Source organism: Kribbella sindirgiensis (genome assembly GCF_004331435.1).
Classification (GTDB): Bacteria; Actinomycetota; Actinomycetes; order Propionibacteriales; family Kribbellaceae; genus Kribbella; species Kribbella sindirgiensis.
This window is the reverse complement of record NZ_SJKA01000003.1, coordinates 186,596-205,696: the sequence shown is the minus strand read 5'-3', so window position 1 is coordinate 205,696 and position 19,101 is coordinate 186,596. Positions and strand designations below refer to the sequence as shown.

At 69.1% G+C, this 19,101-nt stretch carries 20 protein-coding genes; 16 read left to right on the top strand and 4 right to left on the bottom strand.

The features are described from left to right. Positions 1–91 precede the first annotated feature (91 nt). The 5 genes from E0H50_RS09430 to E0H50_RS09410 all read left to right on the top strand — a co-directional run bounded on the left by E0H50_RS09430 (position 92) and on the right by E0H50_RS09410 (position 6,192). Positions 92–1,684: a succinic semialdehyde dehydrogenase gene (locus E0H50_RS09430; RefSeq protein ID WP_131286249.1), complete on the top strand. Its 1,593-nt coding sequence runs from the start codon at positions 92–94 to the stop codon at positions 1,682–1,684. Then, positions 1,681–3,381: a GMC oxidoreductase gene (locus E0H50_RS09425; protein ID WP_131286248.1), complete on the top strand. Its 1,701-nt coding sequence runs from the start codon at positions 1,681–1,683 to the stop codon at positions 3,379–3,381. The genes E0H50_RS09430 and E0H50_RS09425 overlap by 4 nt, the downstream gene beginning before the upstream one ends. Before the next feature lie 518 nt (positions 3,382–3,899). Continuing rightward, complete coding sequence (gene bioB / locus E0H50_RS09420) at positions 3,900–4,895, top strand: biotin synthase BioB (RefSeq protein WP_131286247.1); 996 nt, start codon at positions 3,900–3,902, stop codon at positions 4,893–4,895. Then, positions 4,892–5,074, top strand: a complete 183-nt coding sequence (gene bsaP / locus E0H50_RS09415; RefSeq protein ID WP_131286246.1) for a biotin synthase auxiliary protein BsaP — start codon at positions 4,892–4,894, stop codon at positions 5,072–5,074. Before bioB ends, bsaP begins: the two co-directional genes overlap by 4 nt. Positions 5,075–5,109: 35 nt before the next feature. Continuing rightward, positions 5,110–6,192, top strand: coding sequence for a tRNA (adenosine(37)-N6)-dimethylallyltransferase (locus tag E0H50_RS09410; protein WP_131286245.1), 1,083 nt, complete (start codon positions 5,110–5,112; stop codon positions 6,190–6,192). A gap of 60 nt (positions 6,193–6,252) precedes the next feature. Here the strand turns inward: E0H50_RS09410 and E0H50_RS09405 are convergent, their stop codons facing one another. Together E0H50_RS09405 and E0H50_RS42820 are read right to left on the bottom strand one after the other, a co-directional pair. Then, positions 6,253–6,462, bottom strand: a complete 210-nt coding sequence (locus tag E0H50_RS09405) for a hypothetical protein (protein WP_131286244.1) — start codon at positions 6,460–6,462, stop codon at positions 6,253–6,255. 74 nt (positions 6,463–6,536) lie between these two features. Further along, complete coding sequence (locus E0H50_RS42820; protein ID WP_165547048.1) at positions 6,537–6,692, bottom strand: hypothetical protein; 156 nt, start codon at positions 6,690–6,692, stop codon at positions 6,537–6,539. 194 nt (positions 6,693–6,886) lie between these two features. Between E0H50_RS42820 and E0H50_RS43400 the strand changes: the two genes are divergently transcribed. The 7 genes from E0H50_RS43400 (at position 6,887) to E0H50_RS09375 (ending at position 12,652) form a co-directional block, all read left to right on the top strand. Further along, entirely contained in the window at positions 6,887–7,246 is a 360-nt protein-coding gene (locus E0H50_RS43400) for a hypothetical protein (protein WP_202868078.1), read from the top strand. A gap of 7 nt (positions 7,247–7,253) precedes the next feature. Beyond that, positions 7,254–8,195: a zeta toxin family protein gene (locus E0H50_RS42815; RefSeq protein ID WP_165547047.1), complete on the top strand. Its 942-nt coding sequence runs from the start codon at positions 7,254–7,256 to the stop codon at positions 8,193–8,195. A 14-nt stretch (positions 8,196–8,209) separates the two neighbouring features. After that, a complete protein-coding gene (locus E0H50_RS09395; protein ID WP_131286243.1) occupies positions 8,210–8,413 on the top strand; it encodes a hypothetical protein in 204 nt (67 codons plus the stop codon). 111 nt (positions 8,414–8,524) lie between these two features. Continuing rightward, positions 8,525–9,814 carry an adenosylmethionine--8-amino-7-oxononanoate transaminase gene (locus E0H50_RS09390; protein ID WP_475009215.1) on the top strand — a complete coding sequence of 430 codons (1,290 nt, stop codon included), beginning with the start codon at positions 8,525–8,527 and terminating at the stop codon, positions 9,812–9,814. After that, positions 9,814–10,935: an 8-amino-7-oxononanoate synthase gene (locus E0H50_RS09385; RefSeq protein ID WP_131286241.1), complete on the top strand. Its 1,122-nt coding sequence runs from the start codon at positions 9,814–9,816 to the stop codon at positions 10,933–10,935. Before E0H50_RS09390 ends, E0H50_RS09385 begins: the two co-directional genes overlap by 1 nt. Beyond that, complete coding sequence (gene bioD, locus E0H50_RS09380) at positions 10,896–11,588, top strand: dethiobiotin synthase (RefSeq protein WP_131286240.1); 693 nt, start codon at positions 10,896–10,898, stop codon at positions 11,586–11,588. Before E0H50_RS09385 ends, bioD begins: the two co-directional genes overlap by 40 nt. Then, positions 11,585–12,652: a cytochrome P450 gene (locus tag E0H50_RS09375; RefSeq protein ID WP_202868077.1), complete on the top strand. Its 1,068-nt coding sequence runs from the start codon at positions 11,585–11,587 to the stop codon at positions 12,650–12,652. Before bioD ends, E0H50_RS09375 begins: the two co-directional genes overlap by 4 nt. 11 nt (positions 12,653–12,663) lie before the next feature. Here the strand turns inward: E0H50_RS09375 and E0H50_RS09370 are convergent, their stop codons facing one another. Next, on the bottom strand, positions 12,664–13,362 hold the full coding sequence (locus E0H50_RS09370; RefSeq protein WP_131286239.1) for a hypothetical protein: 699 nt from the start codon (positions 13,360–13,362) through the stop codon (positions 12,664–12,666). 368 nt (positions 13,363–13,730) lie between these two features. Here E0H50_RS09370 and guaA point away from each other — a divergent pair, with 368 nt between their 5' ends. From guaA to E0H50_RS09350, 3 genes are all read left to right on the top strand, one after another. After that, positions 13,731–15,284 carry a glutamine-hydrolyzing GMP synthase gene (guaA, locus tag E0H50_RS09360; protein WP_165547046.1) on the top strand — a complete coding sequence of 518 codons (1,554 nt, stop codon included), beginning with the start codon at positions 13,731–13,733 and terminating at the stop codon, positions 15,282–15,284. A gap of 91 nt (positions 15,285–15,375) precedes the next feature. Further along, entirely contained in the window at positions 15,376–16,356 is a 981-nt protein-coding gene (locus tag E0H50_RS09355) for an ArsR/SmtB family transcription factor (protein ID WP_131286236.1), read from the top strand. Between the two features lie 78 nt (positions 16,357–16,434). Further along, the gene (locus tag E0H50_RS09350; protein ID WP_131286235.1) at positions 16,435–17,397 is read left to right on the top strand and encodes an endonuclease/exonuclease/phosphatase family protein; all 963 of its coding nucleotides are present in this window, start codon (positions 16,435–16,437) and stop codon (positions 17,395–17,397) included. Here the strand turns inward: E0H50_RS09350 and E0H50_RS09345 are convergent. Then, on the bottom strand, positions 17,392–18,183 hold the full coding sequence (locus tag E0H50_RS09345) for a TetR/AcrR family transcriptional regulator (RefSeq protein WP_131286234.1): 792 nt from the start codon (positions 18,181–18,183) through the stop codon (positions 17,392–17,394). The genes E0H50_RS09350 and E0H50_RS09345 overlap by 6 nt on opposite strands. A gap of 70 nt (positions 18,184–18,253) precedes the next feature. On the opposite strand from E0H50_RS09345, the gene E0H50_RS09340 reads away from it, so the two are divergent. Next, positions 18,254–19,087 (top strand): SDR family oxidoreductase, encoded by an 834-nt coding sequence (locus E0H50_RS09340; protein WP_131286233.1) that lies wholly within the window; start codon positions 18,254–18,256, stop codon positions 19,085–19,087. Positions 19,088–19,101 lie beyond the last annotated feature (14 nt).

The following is a 19,101-nucleotide window of genomic DNA, read 5'->3' as shown; positions in this document are numbered from 1 at the left end:
TTGACGTTCCACCCCTTCGCAGGTTTCAGCGGATCAGCTTAACCATTCTCTGATACTGACAGCCGCTATTACCGGCAGGTAGCCTTTGGATATGAGTGAGCAGACGTCGATTCCCGCGGATCCGGAGCTCGACCCGACTGCGTCGTACGCGACAGATCAGTCGGTGATCCGCCGGTTGTCGGGGCTGCTGCGCGCGACGGCCGGCACCCGTACGTCGTACGCGCCGGCCACCGGGCAGCCGATCGCGGACCTGCCGGTGTCGAGCGAGGACGACGTCACGGCGGCGGTGCGGGCCGCGCGGCGGACCCAGCAGACCTGGCGGCGGGTGCCGCTCGCGGAGCGCGCGGCGATCCTGCTGCGGTACCACGATCTCGTCCTCGATCACCGCCACGAGCTGGTCGACCTGATCATCCGCGAGTCCGGCAAGGCCCGGAAGCAGGCGTTCGAGGAGCTCGCGCACGTCGCGCTGACGGCGCGGTACTACGGCCGCAAGGCGTTCGAGCTGCTCGAGCCGCAGCGCAAGCTCGGGATCTTCCCGGTGCTCACGCGCGCCGAGACCCGGTTCGTCCCGAAGGGCGTCGTCGGCATCATCTCGCCGTGGAACTACCCGCTGACGATGGCGATCTCCGACGGCCTGCCCGCGATCCTGGCCGGCAACACGGTGGTCCACAAACCCGACAGCCAGACCCCGCTGACCGCGCTCCGCGGCATCGAGCTGCTGTACGAGGCCGGCCTGCCGCGGGAGGCATGGCTCGCGGTGAACGGCGACGGCCCGACGGTCGGCGGCGCGCTGATCCAGAACGCCGACTACATCTGCTTCACCGGATCGACCAAGACCGGCCGGCTGGTGGCGAAGCAGGCCGGTGAGCGGCTGATCGGCTGCAGCCTGGAGCTCGGCGGCAAGAACCCGATGCTGGTACTGCGGGACGCCGACATCAACCGAGCCGCCGAGGGCGCCATCCGGGCGTGCTTCGCGAACGCCGGCCAGCTGTGCGTCTCGATGGAGCGGCTGTACGTCGCCGATCAGGTGTACGACGCGTTCGTCACGGCGTTCGTGGACCGGGTCAAGAAGCTTCGCCTGAGCGCCGGCACCGGCTGGGACGTCGACATGGGCTCGCTGATCTCGAAGGCGCAGCTGGAGACGGTCACCCGGCATGTCGAGGACGCTCGCGCGCAAGGTGCGACCGTACTTGCGGGTGGGAAGCCACGACCCGACATCGGTCCGCTGTTCTACGAGCCGACCGTCCTGTCCGGCGTCACGCCGGCGATGGAGTGCTTCGACAACGAGACCTTCGGCCCGGTCGTCTCGATCTACCGCTTCTCCGACGAGGCCGAGGCGATCCAGCGCGCGAACGAGGGCGAGTACGGCCTGAACGCGAGCGTCTGGACCCGGGACGGCCGCCGCGGTCGCGCGGTCGCCGCGCAACTGATGGCCGGCACGGTCAACGTCAACGAGGGGTACGGCGCGACGTTCGGGTCGATCGACACCCCGATGGGCGGGATGCGGTCGTCCGGTCTCGGCCGGCGGCAGGGCGTCGAGGGCATCCGCCGGTACGTCGAACCGCAGGCGATCGCCACCCAGCGGCTGATCCCGGTCGCCGCCTCGCACGGACTGTCCGACGAGAAGTTCGCCGAGCTGATGACCGGCGCGCTGCGGATCCTGAAGAAGATCGGCCGTCCATGACGTTCGACTACGACGTCCTGATCATCGGGTCGGGCTTCGGCGGGTCGGTGAGTGCGCTGCGGCTGACCGAGAAGGGCTATCGGGTCGCGGTCCTGGAGGCCGGGGCGCGGTTCGACGACGCGGGGTTCGCGAAGAACTCGTGGGACAAGAAGCGGTTCCTGTTCGCGCCGAAGCTCGGGTGGTACGGCATCCAGCGGATCAGCGCGCTGCGCGACGTGATCATCCTGTCCGGCGCCGGGGTCGGCGGCGGCAGCCTGGTCTACGCGAACACGCTGTACGAACCGTTGCCCGCGTTCTACACCGACCGCCAGTGGGCGCACATCACCGACTGGCAGTCCGAGCTGGCGCCGTACTACGACCAGGCGAAGCGGATGCTCGGCGTCACGACGTACCCGGGGTTCACGCCGGCCGACAAGGTGATGAAGCAGGTCGCCGAGGACATGGGCGTCGGGGAGACGTTCCACCCGACACCGGTCGGTGTCTTCTTCGGGGAGCCGGGCGTCGAGGTCGACGACCCGTACTTCGGCGGCGCGGGCCCCCGGCGTACCGGCTGTATCGACTGCGGCGAGTGCATGACGGGCTGCCGGCACAACGCGAAGAACACGCTGACGAAGAACTACCTCTACCTGGCCGAGAAGGCCGGCGCGGAGGTCTACTCGCTGACCACGGTCACCTCGGTCGAGCCGCTCCCTGAAGGCGGGTACGCGATCGACACCTGCCGTACGTCGCATCGCAAGGTGACCCGGCGCTTCACCGCGGGACAGGTGGTCTTCGCCGCGTCGGCGCTCGGTACGGCGAAGCTCCTGCACCGGTTGCGCGACGAGGGCAAGCTGCCCCGGCTGTCGGACCGGCTCGGCGTGCTGACCCGGACGAACTCGGAGTCGCTGCTCGGCGCCATCTCCCGCGACACCGACGTCGACTACACCCGCGGGGTGGCGATCACGTCGTCGTTCCACCCCGACGACATCACGCACATCGAGCCGGTGCGGTACGGGAAGGGCAGCAACGCGATGTCGCTGCTGCAGACCGTGCTGACCGACGGCGACGGGGACAGGCCGCGCTGGCGGACCTGGCTCCGCGAACTCGGCGTGCAGCGGAAGAACATCCGCAAGCTGTACGACCTGAAGCACTGGTCCGAGCGGACCGTGATCGCGCTGGTGATGCAGACCGCGGACAACTCGATCACGACGTACGGCAAGCGCGACCGGCTGGGCCGGTGGAAGCTCACGTCGAAACAGGGTCACGGCGCCCCGAACCCGTCCTGGATCCCGGTCGCGAACCAGGTGGTCCGGCGGATGGCGAAGCTGATGAACGGTACGCCGGGCGGCACGATCGGCGAGCCGTTCAACGTGCCGATGACCGCGCACTTCATCGGCGGCTGCGCGATCGGCTCCAGTGCCGAGACCGGCGTCGTGGATCCGTACCACCGCGTCTACGGGTACGACGGTCTGCACATCGTCGACGGCTCGACCATCTCCGCGAACCTCGGCGTCAACCCGTCCTTGACGATCACCGCGCAGGCCGAGCGGGCGCTCTCGTTCTGGCCGAACAAGGGTGCGGACGACCCGCGGCCGGCGATCGGCACGGCGTACCAGCGGATCCAGCCGGTGAAGCCCGAGCATCCGGTCGTCCCGGCGGATGCGCCCGGTGCGCTGCGGCTCCCGATCATCCCGAAACAGGCTGTGACGGAGTCGTAACAGAACAGCGAGAAATTGCGCACATGAAAAAGCCTCAGCAGTAAGTTGCTGAGGCTTTTGCTAAAAGGTCCGGAAAAGGGAGCAGGTCCCTCGGGAACGTTTCCGCCCAAATCGTTTCCCGAGGGACCCACTCAAGCCGGGGTGAGGCGCCCGGCGCTTGGGATCGGGTCACCAACCATGGCTGGCGACCCGAGCTCTTGGTTACTACCTTACATCCGATTTCCAGGGGCTTCAGGCCTTGTGACCACTCTGCGTGCTGATCGTAATGATCGGCCTTTGTAGCTCTTGGTAATCAGGTGGCGGTCTTCCTTGCGGTAACCGCCTTCGTACACATCAACGAGCCCGTCTACGGGGGGTTACGAGGTTCCGGAGAAAATCCAGAAATCTTTTCCCCGGGGAGTGCGGAGAGTGGCGGTGAGTCACAACGCCTCGATGTGTTCCACGTGACGCCCGCCGCAGCCCCGGCGTACCTGCCTGACCTACTGTGAGGCCGACCGCTGAGCTGAGGCAGGAGAATGATGAGCGACATCCTGGATGTGGCACGTGTGCAGGTTCTGGAGCAGGGCATCGGGCTGAGCCAGGAGCAACTGGTCGAGGTTCTCACCGTGCCGGACGACCGCCTGCCCGAACTTCTCGCGCTCGCCCACGACGTCCGGGTGAAGTGGTGCGGCGAGGAGGTCGAGGTCGAGGGGATCATCTCGCTGAAGACCGGCGGCTGCCCCGAGGACTGCCACTTCTGCTCCCAGTCCGGCCAGTTCACGTCGCCGGTGCGCGCGGTCTGGCTGAACATCCCCGAACTCGTCGAGGCCGCCAAGGAGACCGCGAAGACCGGCGCCACCGAGTTCTGCATCGTCGCCGCGGTCCGCGGGCCCGACCCGCGGCTGATGAGCCAGGTGAAGGCCGGGATCGACGCGATCAACGCCGAGGTCGACATCAACATCGCGTGCTCGCTCGGCATGCTGACGCAGGACCAGGTCGACGAACTGAAGTCGTGGGGCGTGCACCGCTACAACCACAACCTCGAGTCCGCCCGGTCGTACTTCGGCGACGTCGTCACGACGCACTCGTTCGAGGAGCGCTGGGACACCTGCCTGATGGTGAAAGAGTCCGGCATGGAGCTGTGCTGCGGCGGCCTGGTCGGGATGGGTGAGTCGCTCGAGCAGCGCGCCGAGCTCGCCGCCCAACTGGCCGAGCTCGACCCGCACGAGGTCCCGCTGAACTTCCTCAACCCACGTCCCGGTACGCCGTTCGGCGACCTGGAGATCATGGACGGCAAGGACGCGCTGCGCACCATCGCCGCGTTCCGCCTCGCGATGCCGCGGACGGTCCTGCGCTACGCCGGCGGCCGCGAACTCACCCTCGGCGACCTGGGCACCCGCGAGGGCCTGCTCGGCGGGATCAACGCGGTCATCGTCGGCAACTACCTGACCACCCTCGGCCGCCCCGCCACCGCCGACCTCGACCTGCTCGCCGAACTGAAGATGCCGGTCAAGGAACTCCAGAAGACGCTATGACGTACTGCGGCAGATGCGGGCGGGACCTGGCCGACGGAGGCCACGAGGACTGCGCCCGGGCGCTGGCCCTCGAACCGCCGAGGTACTGCGGCACGTGCCGTCGCCGGATGGTCGTCCAGGTCCACCCGATGGGCTGGTCGGCCCGCTGCTCGGTCCACGGAGAGGTCACCGCCGACTGAGTCGGCTCCGCGCCGCGGTCGGCTAGGGTTGGGGTATGCCCGACGTGCCCCGGCTCCTGGTCGCTCTCTACGGGCCGACGTCGGCAGGTAAGACCGCGGTGTCGGTCGATCTCTGTCTGCGGATCCGGGACGAGCTCGGGCTGCCGCCGATGGTCGTCTCGGCGGACTCGCGGCAGGTGTACCGGTACATGGACATCGGCACCAGCAAGACCACGCCCGAGGAGATGCGGGGCATCCCGCACACGATGATCGACGTCGCCGAGCCGGTCCGGAAGCTGGAGCTGGAGACGTTCGTCGCCGAGGCTCGCCGGGAGATGGAAGCGAGCTGGGCGGCTGGCGGCGTGCCGGTGATCGTCGGCGGCACGAGTGTCTACGTCCGCTCGTTGCTCGAGGGCTGGGAGGTCGACGCGATCGCCGAGGCGCGGAACGCGATCCGCCGCGACTTTCCGCGCAGCATGGCCGAGGACGCGTACGCCGTACTCACCCGGCTCGACCCGAAGGGCGCCGGGAAGATCCACGAAAACAACTACGACGCGATCGTGAACGCGTTGGCACGGGCCATGGGCAACGATCCGGAGCGGGCCGTGACGGCGGCCACCCGGCAGGTCGTGTTCTCCGTCGACCGCCCCGCCGCCGACATCGACCAGCGGGTCGCCGCGACGTACGACCGGCAGGTCGAGCTCGGCCTCCGCGACGAGGTCCTCGGCCTCGACGAGCGGTACGACGTGCTCGCGCAGTATCGGCGCCTCGGACAGAAGTCGCCGAACCAGGTCGTCCACACGCACGGCTACACCGAATGGTTCGACGTCGCCCTGGACCGCGGCAAGCCGGTGGAGAACCTGACCGGCGCGGACCTCGACGAGATCCGCACCCGCGTCGTCGACCGCATCCAGGTCCACACCCGCCGCCAGCGCGCAGCCATCCCCAAACTCACCGGCGTCCGCCCCGCCCGCAACGTCAACGACGCGTTCAACGCGGTCAGGAAAGCCCTCGAAGGCCCAGTCGAACCATCCCGCCCGACGCGGACCAAGTCCGGCAACTCCGGCGGCAAGCGCACCGGCGGCCGCCCGGCCCGCAGCGGTCAGCCCACCTCCAGACGCGGCTCCCGCCGCCGCTGAACATGAGCGAGCCGGGGCACACCGTTTCCACGGTCGCCCCGGCCGGGTGTCGCGGGGGTGCTACCTACTCTGGCCGCCCCGCTTGTTCTGATTGCCGGTACGGCGCTGGTCACCCCTCTCGCCGCCCTTGTCGACGCCGCGGCGTTTGTCCCCTGCCTCGTGCCCCTCACGGTTTGACTCCCGCTGGTTGCCGCGATGGCCCTTGGCCGGCTCGGGCTTGTCAGCGCGCTTCTCCTGGTTCTTGCGACCCTTCTGGTTGTAATGCGCCACGTGTGCCTCCTGTTAACGCCGCTCGCGGCGGCTCGTGATCGTTGGTGTGTGATTCAGCGCGTGTGGATCAGCGGCTAGCGGCCCTGGCCTTGGCCCTTGCCGCCGCTCTTGCCCGGCCGGTGTGTGGTCGGGTAGAGGACCGGCATGTCGCCCTTGCCCTTCGACCCCGAGCCCTTGTCGGTCTTGCCGCTGCCCTTGCCCTTGCTGTCCTTGCTGCCGTAGTTCGGCATGCTGTGACCCCTCCTGGCTGCGAGCCGCGGGCGGCTCGGCGCTGTCGTTGTGCAGAAGCAGACGCCGCGATCCGGCAACTGGTTCCCCTCCGGTTCGGCGTTTTGGAAACATAACCGCGGCCGGGGTTCACGTGCCGTTCAGTCGGATGTGCGTGCGGGCGGATGTGACCTAGAACGTCGGATAAAGTTCGTGTGTGGTCAACGTCGCTGTCAACGTTCTCGCCGAACTCGGTCAGGCGACCTGGACGACGCCGCGGGCGATCGGGTACGAGACCGTGCTCGAGGGGGTTCGGCAGTCGATCGGCTTCTACTCGCAGTCGATCGCGACCGAGGAACAGTCCGACGAGCCGGACACCGGCGCCATCGAGCTCGGGCGATCGGAGCAACTGTCCTGGGCGACGCGAGCGCAGGAACTCATCCCGCTGGACACCCGCGCGACCGAGAGCCTCCTCGAGGATGCCGAAAAGCTCCTCGAGGACGACGACGATGACGACGAGGACGAGTCGGACGATGAGGACTCGGACGACGAGGACGAGTCGGACGACGAGGCGTAGGGGGATCGTGACCGCACCATGGGGGCCGGGGGCAACCACTGAGAACCAGCACCAGCTCGACGAAGCCGAGAACGCGCGGATCTTCCGCGAGCGGATCGTTCCCGACCAGCTGAGCGGCGTACCGCAGGAGCAGCCGATCGTCGTGTTCGTCGGCGGGCAGCCGGGTGACGGCAAGGCCTCGATCACCGCCCTGGTGAAGGCGGTCCTGCGGCGCCGCGGACGTCCGCTCGTGCTCAGCGCGCTGACCTACGAGCCGTACCACCCGAAGTTCTACGAGCCGATCACCGACGTCCCCCCGGCGGCCGGGCGGTACGTCGCCGCCGACGGCCGGCGCTGGCTCGCCCAGGCCGAAGAGCTGGTCATCCGGGAGCGGTACGACGTGATCGTCGAGACCGAGCTTGCCGACCCGGACGCGTTCGCCGAGTCCGCGGAGCGGTTCAAGGCGGCTGGGTACCAGGTCGAGGTCGCCCTGCTCGCGGTGCACGAGGCCCGCAGCCGGCTGGGCATCCTGGAGCGGCACATCCGGTCGCTGGAGAAGTTCGGCTTCGGCCGGTTCGTCGAGCAGAGCGCCCACGACGCCGGCTACACGGGCGTACTGCGGGCGGCCGAGCTGGTCGACGCGGGGCAGTGGGCCGATCGCGTCGGCGTACTGCGTGCGGACGGCGAGCTGGTGTACGGCAACCAGCGCGAGGCCGGTGCGGACTGGCAGCAGCCGGCCCGGACCGCCGACGCGATCACCTGGGAGCGGGACCGTGCATGGACCATCCTGGAATCGCGCTACTTCCTGGAGTCGGTGGCACAGGTCGAGCCCCTGGGGATGGCTGCACCGGTGCAGTGGATCCGCGACGAGGCAGTCGAGGGTGTTCGAGCCGTCACCGCCATGGGCCGCCCCCGGGTGCACCCCGACGCCGTTACGTTGCATATCGCAAAGGCTGGTACCGCGTTCTAGCGATTGGTGGGGCGATGGCGAAGTACGGCAAGAAAGAATCCAAACCGGTGAAGAGGGCTGCTACCGCGGCGAACGGCGGCACATTGAAGGGCCGCGACGCCAGGAAGGCCGCCCGGCAAGGCGGCGTCGACAACGGCGTGGTCAACGATTCGCAGGGGAACATCGTGGCCAGCTTCAAGGGGCGGACGCGCCGCCCGACCAACGAGCACGGGGTCTGAGAGGCGCTGGTCACATCTGGCCTACCTGCGGCGGCGGCCGGCGGGGGGAGCGATTACCGTGGTGAATCCTCAGGATGGAGGAGCGCGGTGTCACAGTCGGTCAGTGAGTGGATACAGCGGGACGCGGAGTTGCTCTGGCATCCGTACTCGTCGCTGACCGACCCTTCGCCGGTGCGGCTGGTTCGGGGTGCGGACGGCGTACGGCTTCAGCTGGACGACGGTGCGGGCGGGACGGTCGAGGCGATCGACGCGATGGCCTCCTGGTGGTGCATGATCCACGGCTACCGGAACCCGGTGCTGGACGCCGCGCTGAAGCGTCAGGTGGACGAGTTCAGTCACGTGATGTTCGGTGGGCTCACCCACGAACCCGCGGTCCGGCTGGGCGAGCGGCTGGTGGAGATCACGCCGGATCCGCTGCGGCACGTGTTCTTCTGCGACTCGGGGTCCGTCTCGGTCGAGGTGGCGATCAAGCTCGCGCTGCAGTACCAGGTTGCGCGCGGCAACCATGGGCGGACGCGGATGCTGACCGTTCGTGGCGGGTACCACGGCGACACGTTCGCGCCGATGAGCGTGTGCGACCCGGTCAACGGAATGCATTCGCTGTTCACCGGCGCGCTCAAGGAGCAGGTGTTCGGCCCGCAACCGCCCGCCGGCTTCGACAGGCCGGCCGACGACCCCGAGCTGCAGTCCTGGGCCGACGAGTTGGCAGTACTGGCCGAGCGGCACGCGGGTGAGATCGCGGGCATCATCGTCGAACCGGTCCTGCAGGGCGCGGGCGGCATGTACCCGTACAGCCCCGCCTGCCTGCGCGTGCTCCGCGAGCTCGCCGACCGGCACGGGTTCCTGCTGATCTTCGACGAGATCGCCACCGGCTTCGGCCGCACCGGCACGCTGTTCGCGTCCGAGCACGCGGGCGTCGACCCCGACATCCTGTGCGTCGGCAAGGCGCTGACCGGTGGGTACCTGACGCTGGCGGCGATGTTGTGTACGACGGACGTCGCGCACACCGTCTCGAACGGGCCGGGCGGTGCGTTGATGCACGGTCCTACCTTCATGGCGAACCCTCTCGCCTGCACGGTCGCGCTGGCTTCGATCGACCTGCTGTTGTCCCAGGACTGGGCTTCTCGGGTGGCTGCACTCTCCGCGGGGCTCTCGTCGGGGCTAGCTCCGGCGCGGGAGTTGCCGGGCGTGAAAGACGTACGGGTGCTCGGCGCGGTCGGCGTCGTACAGCTCGGTGGACCGGTGGATCTGCCCCGGCTGACCGAGGCCGCGTTGGGCCGTGGGGTCTGGGTGCGGCCGTTCCGCGATCTCGTCTACACGATGCCGCCGTACGTCTGCACCGACGAGGACATCGCCGCCATCGGCGCCGCGATCACCGGCGCGGTCGAGGAGGCAGGTTGATGTTCGAGGACTGGCTCGCCCTCAAGGCGGCCGCGCTGGAGGCGCGGGGCCTGACCCGGCGGCTGAACGCGCGTGCCGCGGACGGTGACCTCATCGACCTCGCGGGCAACGACTACCTCGGTCTCGCCCGTGATCCGCGGGTCGTGGCGGCGGCCGCCGACGCCGTACGGACCTGGGGCACCGGCTCGACCGCGTCCCGCCTCGTCACCGGTACGACGGAACTTCACGAGGAGCTCGAATCCGCGCTGGCGGCGTACGCCGGGCAGGAGTCCGCGCTCGCGTTCTCGTCCGGGTACCTCGCCAACCTCGGCGTCGTCACCGCGCTCGGCGGACCGGGAACGCTGCTGGTCTCCGACGAACACGTACACGCCTCGCTGGTGGACGCCTGCCGCCTGGCCCGGTCCCGGGTCGAGGTCGTCCCGCACAACGACGTGGACACCGTCGAGAAAGTACTTGCCGAGCGCAACGAACCGCATGCGGTGGTGATGACCGAGTCGGTGTTCAGCGTGCTCAGCGACGAGGCGCCGCTGCTCGAGCTGGCCGCGGTCGCCGGCGCGCACAACGCCGTACTGCTGGTCGACGAGGCGCACGGGCTGGGCGTTACCGGCGGTGGGCACGGCTCGGTCCACGCGTCGGGTCTCGCGGGCCTCGACCACGTCATCGTGACCATGACGCTGTCCAAAGCCATGGCCTCCCAGGGCGGCGTCGTCCTCGGACCGTCGGTGCTGCGGGACCACCTGATCAATCGTTCCCGCCCCTTCATCTACGACACCGGGCTCAACCCGGCCGCCTGCGCCGCTGCCCTCGCGGCCCTCCAGGTCCTTCAGGCGGACCCTGACCGTCCCGCCGCGATCCACGCGGCGACAGCCCAGTTGGCGGCGGCCTGCGAGGTGCCACCGGCTTCCGGGCCGGTCGTCTCGGTGCCGATGCCGGGTCCGCGCGAGACCGTTCGCGCGGCCGAGCTGTGTCTGCGGAACGGCGTACGGGTGGGAAGTTTCCGGCCGCCGTCCGTCCCCGACGGCATCTCGCGGTTGCGGCTCACCGCGCACGCCGGGTTGTCGGCCGCCGATCTCGATCACGCGTGCGGCGTGATCGTCGACGCGATCGGGGCGGTCTCGTGATCACCTTCGTCACCGGGACCGACACCGAGATCGGCAAGACGATCGTCACGGCCGCGCTCGCGGTGCGGGCGGGCGAGTCGGTCGCGGTGGTCAAGCCGGCCCAGACCGGCGTCGGCCCCGACGAGCCGGGCGACCTGGCCGACGTGGTCCGGCTCACCGGCGTGACCGCACTGCACGAGGGCGTCCGGCTGCCCGAGCCGCTCGCACCGACCACCGCCGGCCGGCGCGCCGGGATCACGCTGCCGTCGGTGGAGGAGTACGCCGCATCTGTCGACGAGCTTGCTCGCGAGTACGACACGGTGCTGGTGGAGGGCGCCGGCGGGCTCCTCGTCGGGCTCGATGCCGATGGCAACAACTTGGCGGATCTCGCGGAGCATCTGACGTCGCCGTTCCGATTCGTGGTGGTGACCCGCGCCGGACTCGGCACCCTGAACCACACCGGCCTGACCGTCGAGGCCCTGCGTGCGCGGGAGCTGCCGGTCGAGGGCCTGGTGATCGGCTCCTGGCCGGCCGAGCCTGACCTCGCCGAACGCTGCAACCTGGAGGACCTCCCGGCAACAACCGGCGTCCCGGTGATCGGCCGCATCCCGGCCGGAGCCGGCACCTGGACCCAAGAGACCTTCCGAGCCGCCGCCCCGGGCTGGTTCGTGTGAGTGGGTGCCCGGCCCGGTACGACGACGCGTTGGGGTACTGGGTTGTGGACGACCCGGCGCTGGTTCGGGAGGTGCTGCTCGACCCGCAGACGTTCCGGCCGGACAACGCCGTACTCGCGCACACGCCGCTGTCCGTGAAGGCGCTCCGGGTCCTGTCCGGGGTCGGGTTCGCGCTGCCGCCGACGCTGGCGAACAACGCGGGTGAGTCGCACCGCCCGATCCGCGCCGCCGTAGCCCGTTTCTTCAGTCCCGCCCGCGTCGCCGCCGTCGAACCGCTGACCCGGGAGCTCAACGCCGCACGCGTCACGGCCGCCTCGAAAGCCCTTGCTGACGGTCAAGAGGTCGACCTGGTCCAGGCGATCGCCGCAGAGCCGCCCGCCCTCGTCGTACTGCACCTGCTCGGTCTGACCAACGTCGACGTACCCGCGCTGAAGGCCTGGAGCCTGGACTCGCTGGAACTGTTCTGGGGCTGGCCAGACGAGGACCGCCAGCTGGAGCTGGCGCACAGCGCGGCCGAGTTCTACGCCTGGCTCCGCGCCCGCACCACAGCCGCCCGCAAGGCACCGGGCGACGACCTGTTCGGAGTGCTCGTCGGCCTGGGCCTCACCGACGAAGAGGTCTGCGCCGTCGGCTACTTCCTCCTGATCGCCGGCCAGGAGACCACCACCCAACTCATCTCCACCGCCTTCCAGCGATCCCTCACCGCGAGCGCGCCACCCGCCGACCCAACCCGCTCGGTCGAGCAGGTCCTGCGAGAGGCGTCGTCCGTCCCGACCTGGCGCCGAGTCACCGCCCACCGAACAACGATCGGCACCACCGAGCTACCCGCCCGAGCCCCGGTCCTCCTCGGCCTGACCGGCCACAACGGTCCCGCCGACCTAGCCTTCGGCCTAGGAATCCACCGCTGCCTAGGCGCCGGCCTCGCCCGCCTGGAAACGCGAGTAGCCCTGGAATCCACCACCGACCTGCTGATCAGCGCACGCTTGGTGGAGGACCCACCAATGATCGACCTACTCTCGTTCCGCGCCCCGGCGCGCTTGGTGGTGACTTCGACAGCGGTCTGAGCGTCCGAGTCCTACGGCTTGGTCTTCAGAATCGCGGTGACGCGCTGCCGCGAGACGAACCACATCTCGAGGGCCGGCTCGATCGCCAGCAGAACGGTCCTCATCCGGGCCAGCCGGTCCGCAACCATGCTGGAGTTGAGCAGTGGTTCAAGATGAGCGACCCGGTTGCGCAGTTTGTAGATGTGGTCGACGTGATCCACGAGGTCCGACGGTGCGCCGGTAAGGCTCGGGAACGCCGCGGCGAGCGCCTTGTTCCACAGGTGCTGCCTGCCGGGATCGTTGTCGGGTAGCAAGAAGCGCCAGGTGCCGAAGCTCAGCTGGGCGAGTACGTCGGGATGCCCGGGTGCCCTGGCGGCACCACGTAAGGCGGTCTGCGCTCGCCGACCGGCTTTGCGGATGTCGTCGCCGGCCAGTCGTCGGAGCAAGCGGGCCGGGTCCATGAGCCAATCCGACGAGTGTGATCGGCCGGTCTGCCGATCGCGCTGAACGGCGTTCCATCTGCAGAGTTGTTCGTCGAGCGCGTTGCGCAGGATCACCTCGAATCGATGCAGACACTCGTACACGGCACCGGACAGTTCGACGCTCCATTGGTACAGCGTCAGAGCCCGGCGGACGTTGCCTTCCGTCGCCGCCAGGTACGGCGCGAGGCGCGGCCCGCTGATCTTGGCGGCGACCACGGCGTGATAGTCGGTTTGATTCGCAGGAGGCATGATCCTAAACTTCTTCGTGAAGGCGGAGGCAGGTCTCTCCGTTACATGAACACCTGAGGGCCCGTCGGTCTACACCGACGGGCCCTCAGCTTGTCTGCGGAGCGTCTTCAGACTGTAACTTTCGGTAACACAGCGGGCAACTGGCACCGCTAGCGTCCGCGTTTGTGAGCTTTCCGACTCGGTGTCGTGTGCGGTTGTGGTTCGGGTCGCATCTGATCTCTGACTACATCGGTGAACCGGCTGGTGCGGCGCGGTACGAGGCTGCGATGCGGCGGCGGTTTCCGGGGCTGGAGGTCACCAGGGACCTGCTGCCGGTGATCGGTCGAGCCGCGGATTACAGCCCTGCTGACCTGCACCGATAGGCTTTGGTGGTGGCTGAGCATGAGTTGGTTCTGGTTGTTGATTTCGGGGCGCAGTATGCGCAGTTGATCGCGCGGCGGGTGCGTGAGGCGAAGGTGTACTCCGAGATCGTGCCGCACTCGATGCCGGTCGAGGAGATGCTGGCCAAGGGGCCGAAGGCGATCATCCTGTCGGGCGGGCCGCAGTCGGTGTACGCCGAGGGTGCGCCGCGGGTCGACTCCGGGCTGTTCGAGGCCGGCGTTCCGGCGTTCGGGATCTGCTACGGCTTCCAGGCGATGGCGCAGACGCTCGGCGGCGAGGTCCGGCGTACCGGACTGCGCGAGTTCGGCCGTACGCCGGTCACGGTGAGCGAGCCCGGGACGTTGCTGGCCGACATCCCCGAGGACCTGAACGTGTGGATGTCGCACGGTGACGCGGTGCACGCGCCGCCCGCCGGGTTCGCCGTACTCGCGGCGTCCGAGGGCGCGCCGGTGGCGGCCTTCGAGAACCTGGACCGGCGGCTGGCCGGCGTGCAGTGGCACCCGGAGGTCCTGCACTCGCAGGCCGGGCAGGCCGTGCTGGAGCACTTCCTGTACGAGATCGCCGGCTGCAAGGGCGACTGGACCACGAGCAACGTCGTCGAGGAGCAGGTGGCGCTGATCCGCGAGCAGGTCGGCGACAAGCAGGTGCTGTGCGCGTTGTCCGGCGGTGTCGACTCCGCGGTCGCGGCGGCCCTGGTGCACAAGGCGATCGGCGACCAGCTGACCTGCGTGTACGTCGACCACGGTCTGCAGCGCGCCGGTGAGTCGGAGCAGATCGAGAAGGACTTCGTCGCCGCGATCGGGATCCGGCTGGAGGCGATCGACGCCGAGGAGCAGTTCCTGACCGCGCTGGCGGGCGTGACCGACCCGGAGCAGAAGCGCAAGATCGTCGGCCGCGAGTTCATCCGGACCTTCGAGGCGACCGCCCGCAAGGTGGACGCCGAGCGGCACATCGAGTTCCTGGTCCAGGGCACGCTGTACCCGGACGTGGTCGAGTCCGGCGGCGGTGCCGGTGCCGCGAACATCAAGTCGCACCACAACGTCGGCGGGCTGCCCGACGACCTGCAGTTCAGCCTGATCGAGCCGCTGCGGACGCTGTTCAAGGACGAGGTCCGCGAGCTCGGCCTGACGCTCGGCCTGCCGGAGACGATGGTCTACCGGCACCCGTTCCCGGGCCCCGGCCTGAGCATCCGGATCATCGGCGAGGTCACCCGCGAGCGGCTGGACATCCTGCGCGCCGCGGACCTGATCGCCCGCACCGAGCTCACCGCGGCCGGCCTCGACCGCGACATCTGGCAGTTCCCGGTGGTCCTGCTGGCCGACGTACGGTCGGTCGGCGTCCAGGGCGACGGCCGGACGTACGGCCACCCCGTCGTACTGCGCCCTGTGACCAGCGAGGACGCGATGACCGCCGACTGGGCCCGGCTGCCGTACGACGTGATCGAACGCATCTCGACCCGGATCACCAACGAGGTCGACGAGATCAACCGCGTCACCGTCGACGTCACCAGCAAGCCCCCGGGCACCATCGAGTGGGAGTAATACGTCACGGTCGGTGACCCTGAGGGCTGTTACGGTCATCATGTTGCCCGTTGACCACGGCGGGTGACTTTCCTCGGGGGAGGAGACCGTGGTGTTCCGCGTCCATTTCGAGTGTGCGGATCTGGCCAGGACGACGATCGCGCAGGAGCCCGATCCGTTGTGGGAGGTCCTGCTGGGTCTCCACGTCCTGCAGACCGATGACGAGCCGGAGACGTTCGGCACCTGGCGGGAACGGGCGAGGGCCCGGCTGAGCGCGCAGGAGCAGGAGCTGCTCGCGCTGGCGCCGCCAGTGGGGTACTCGCCGGATTTCCTGACACCGCTCGCCGCGGGTCAAGGGCTCGAGGCCGGGCTGGCGGCGGTCGCCGCCACGCCGCCCGGCCGGCTGAGATCCGAGCTGGGCAGGCTGTCGGACAGTGTTCGGCTGCCGGCCTGGACCCGGCGGCTCGCGGCCGGCGAGAACGGCGTGATGACCCGGCTGGTGCACGGGTTGCGTTCGTTCCACCGGACCAAGATCGCGCCGCAGATGCCGATGATCACGCCGGCCGTCGAGACGACAGTTGCCAAGCACAACGACACTGTCGCCAGCGACGGGTTCGAGTCGCTGATCCCGCAGCTGCACCCGGCGCTGCGGTGGGAGGCACCGGTGCTGTCGGTCGACCTGCCGCACATCGACCGGGATCTGCACCTGAACGGCCGCGGGCTCCGGCTGGTGCCGTCGTTCTTCTGCTGGAAGTACCCGATGATGCTGCTCGATCCCGCGCTCCCGCCGGTGCTGGTGTACCCGGTCCGGCCCGCCGGCCGGCCCGAGGCCGTCGTACGCCACGCGGACCGCGATCGCGCCGTGGCCGACCTGCTCGGGAAGACCCGGGCACGGGTGCTGAAGAGCATCTCGAGCGGTGCATGCTCGACGAGCGAACTGGCGGCCCGAGCCGGGATCTCCTTGGCCTCGGCCAGCGAACACGCCCGGATCCTGCACAACACCGGCCTGGTCACCACCCACCGCATCGGCAGCTCGGTCCGGCACATGCTCAACCCGGTCGGCGCCGACGTCCTGTCCGGCGCCCGCAGTTGATCGTCGGGAACCGTTCGCTTCGAGTTCGTGACCGCGAGTAGTAGCCGGCGTACCTTCTCGGTAAGGGGAGGTAGGGACATGGAACTCACGGTGGGGACGTTCAATCTCAACAACCTGTTCGACCGCTGGAACTTCACGGGGGCACTCGAGGCCCTCGCGAGTGGCAGCAGTTCGGTACCGGCGACGTACGAGTTCGACAACGAGCACCGTCGGCGGTTGCAGCTCGACGGGCATGGAAAGCTGCTCACCGCCAAGAAGCCCGAGGACACCACCCGGGTCGCCGAGCGGTTGCTCGCCGCGGACGTCGACGTCTGGATCGTCCAGGAGATCGAGAACGTCGACGTACTGCGGGAGTTCAACCGCGAGCACCTGAACGGCGCCTACGAGCACGTGATGGTGATCGACGGCAACGACTCGGCGCGGTTCATCGATATCGGAGTGCTGTCCCGGCGCCCGATCGGCGGGGTGACGAGCTACCAGCGGACGTTCCATCCCGACGTACCGGACCGGCCGATCTTCTCGCGGGACCTGGTGGAGGCGGAGATCCTGGACGCCCGCGGCCGGCGACTGCTGACCGTCTTCGGCACGCACCTGAAGTCGAAGTTCGTCGACTTCACCGTGGCGGATCCGGTAGCGGCCGCCGCGGCCGCGCAACTGTTGCGGACCCAGCAGGCCGAGACGATCGTCCGGATCATGGGTTCGCGGATGAGCAGCCGCCAACGGTACCTGCTCTGCGGCGACATGAACGACACCCCGGACTCGTCCGCGCTGGTCGCGTATGCGCAGGCCGGTCTCGTCAACGCGCTCACGGCACCGACCGAGATCGGAGCCGTGCAGACGACGGTCGATCTGCCGGCCAGTCCGGCGTGGACGTCGACGTTCAAGGAGTCGAAGCAACCGCGGACGTTCGACCTGATCGACCAGATCTGGTTGTCGCCGGCGCTCGCGCCCCGGCTCCGGCAGGCCTTCATCGGCCGGCGGCGGAAGCTCGCGCGGGATGGGACCGATCACGATCCGGCCTGGATCTCGCTCGATCTATAGGGCGGTGTTCTCGATGCCGTCGAGGAGACGGTCGAGGCCGTAGCGGTAGGAGTCGGCGGCGGCTTCCCGGGTGCTCGACTGGTAGCCGTCCGCATGCCAGATCGTGGTCATCGCGGGATGCCGGTCGACATCGAAGTACGTCTCCCAGAGGTCGTTGCGCTCGTACCACCAGGCGTCGTTGCTCTGCCCGGTCGCGCGCTCGACCAGTTGACTCTCCGCCTCGAGGCTCGCGGCGGAGTCGACGTACGTCGTGATTGCGAGCGCAGCCGTGTTGGTCTCGAGCGCTCCGAGTCCGAGACCGAGCAACGCGGACAGGAGGTACTCGCGGCCCGCCAGCATGCCCGGCCCTACCGGCGGGCGGATCGTCGAGACCTGTGACAACCACAGGTGCCGCTGGAACATCGCACGGGTTTGCCGCGAGTAGAGCTCGACCTGCTCGCGCCAGTCCTCCGGCCGCGGCTCACCAGGGCCGGGGAGCTCGCGCTCGCCGAGCACCTGGTCGACCATCAGGTCGAGCAGTTCGTCCTTGGACGGCACGTACGTGTACAGCGTCATCGTGCCGACGCCGAGCTCCTTGGCGAGCCCGCCCATCGATGCCGCCGCCAGACCCTGGTCGTCGGCGAGCTGGATGCCTGCCTGGACGACCTCGTCCACGTTCAGCGACGGACGCCGGCCCGCGCCGCGCTTCCGGTCGACGGACTCGTCAGCCATGGGGTGGCGGTGGTTGCGCCACAGCAACGCCAGCGTCTTGTCCGGCTGCCCCTCGCCACTCCGCCGCTCACTCACGGGCCAACGATAGGCGCTTTCTCGAATTCTCGTATACCCTACGAGAATTCTGATCGAGAGGGGATTTTCGATGACGATCCTGGTGACGGGCGCGACGGCGAGTGTGGGGCGGCTCCTGGTCGACGAGTTGGTGGCGGCGGGCGCCCCGGTGCGCGCGCTGACCAACAAGCCGGCCCGGGCGGCCCTGCCGGAGGGCGTGGAGGTCGCGCGCGGGTACCTCGGTAAGCCGGAGACGTTGCCCGCGGCGCTCGCCGGTGTCGACACGGTGTACCTCGCGCCGCTTCCGGCGTACGTCGACGACTTCGTCCGCTGTGCGCGGGACGCCGGCGTGCGGCGGGTCGTCGTACTGTCAGGGGAGCCCGCGGACTACGAGGCGCAAGGGGATCCGTCGACGTGGCACTACTACCGGATCGAGCGTGCGATCGAGGCGGCCGGCTTCGACTGGACGTTCCTGCGGCCGGGGCAGTTCATGAACAACACGCTCGACTGGGCGCCGTCGATCAAGGCCGACGGGGTGGTGCGGGCGCCGTACGCCGGTGCGGTGCAGACGCCGATCGACCTCGCGGACATCGCGGCGGTGGCGCGGGTGGTGCTGCTGTCCGAGGAGTACGGCGGGCAGAAGATCACCATGAGCGGACCGGAAGGGCTCACGCCGCCTGAGCAGGTCGCGTACATCGCGGAGGCGATCGGGCGGGAGGTGCGGTTCGAGGAGCTGACCCCGGACGAGTACGTCGACGGGCTCGCACCGGTGATCGGGCGCGAGACGTCGCAGTGGCTGCTCGACGGGTTCCGGATGATGGCCGAGTACCCGATGAAGCCGGAGCCGGCCGTGCGCGACCTCACCGGCCGGCCGGGGACGACGTACCGCGAATGGGCGCGGGCCAACGCGGCGGTCTTCAGCTGAGGCATGATCCGGGG

Bases quoted from the DNA above. Each gene is read 5' to 3' on its own strand.
- E0H50_RS09430 (WP_131286249.1), top strand. From the start codon at position 92: ATGAGTGAGCAGACGTCGATTCCCGCGGATCCGGAGCTCGACCCGACT.
- E0H50_RS09425 (WP_131286248.1), top strand. From the start codon at position 1,681: ATGACGTTCGACTACGACGTCCTGATCATCGGGTCGGGCTTCGGCGGG.
- bioB (WP_131286247.1), top strand. From the start codon at position 3,900: ATGAGCGACATCCTGGATGTGGCACGTGTGCAGGTTCTGGAGCAGGGC.
- bsaP (WP_131286246.1), top strand. From the start codon at position 4,892: ATGACGTACTGCGGCAGATGCGGGCGGGACCTGGCCGACGGAGGCCAC.
- E0H50_RS09410 (WP_131286245.1), top strand. From the start codon at position 5,110: ATGCCCGACGTGCCCCGGCTCCTGGTCGCTCTCTACGGGCCGACGTCG.
- E0H50_RS42820 (WP_165547048.1), bottom strand. From the start codon at position 6,692: ATGCCGAACTACGGCAGCAAGGACAGCAAGGGCAAGGGCAGCGGCAAG.
- E0H50_RS09395 (WP_131286243.1), top strand. From the start codon at position 8,210: ATGGCGAAGTACGGCAAGAAAGAATCCAAACCGGTGAAGAGGGCTGCT.
- E0H50_RS09385 (WP_131286241.1), top strand. From the start codon at position 9,814: ATGTTCGAGGACTGGCTCGCCCTCAAGGCGGCCGCGCTGGAGGCGCGG.
- E0H50_RS09370 (WP_131286239.1), bottom strand. From the start codon at position 13,362: ATGCCTCCTGCGAATCAAACCGACTATCACGCCGTGGTCGCCGCCAAG.
- E0H50_RS09350 (WP_131286235.1), top strand. From the start codon at position 16,435: ATGGAACTCACGGTGGGGACGTTCAATCTCAACAACCTGTTCGACCGC.
- E0H50_RS09340 (WP_131286233.1), top strand. From the start codon at position 18,254: ATGACGATCCTGGTGACGGGCGCGACGGCGAGTGTGGGGCGGCTCCTG.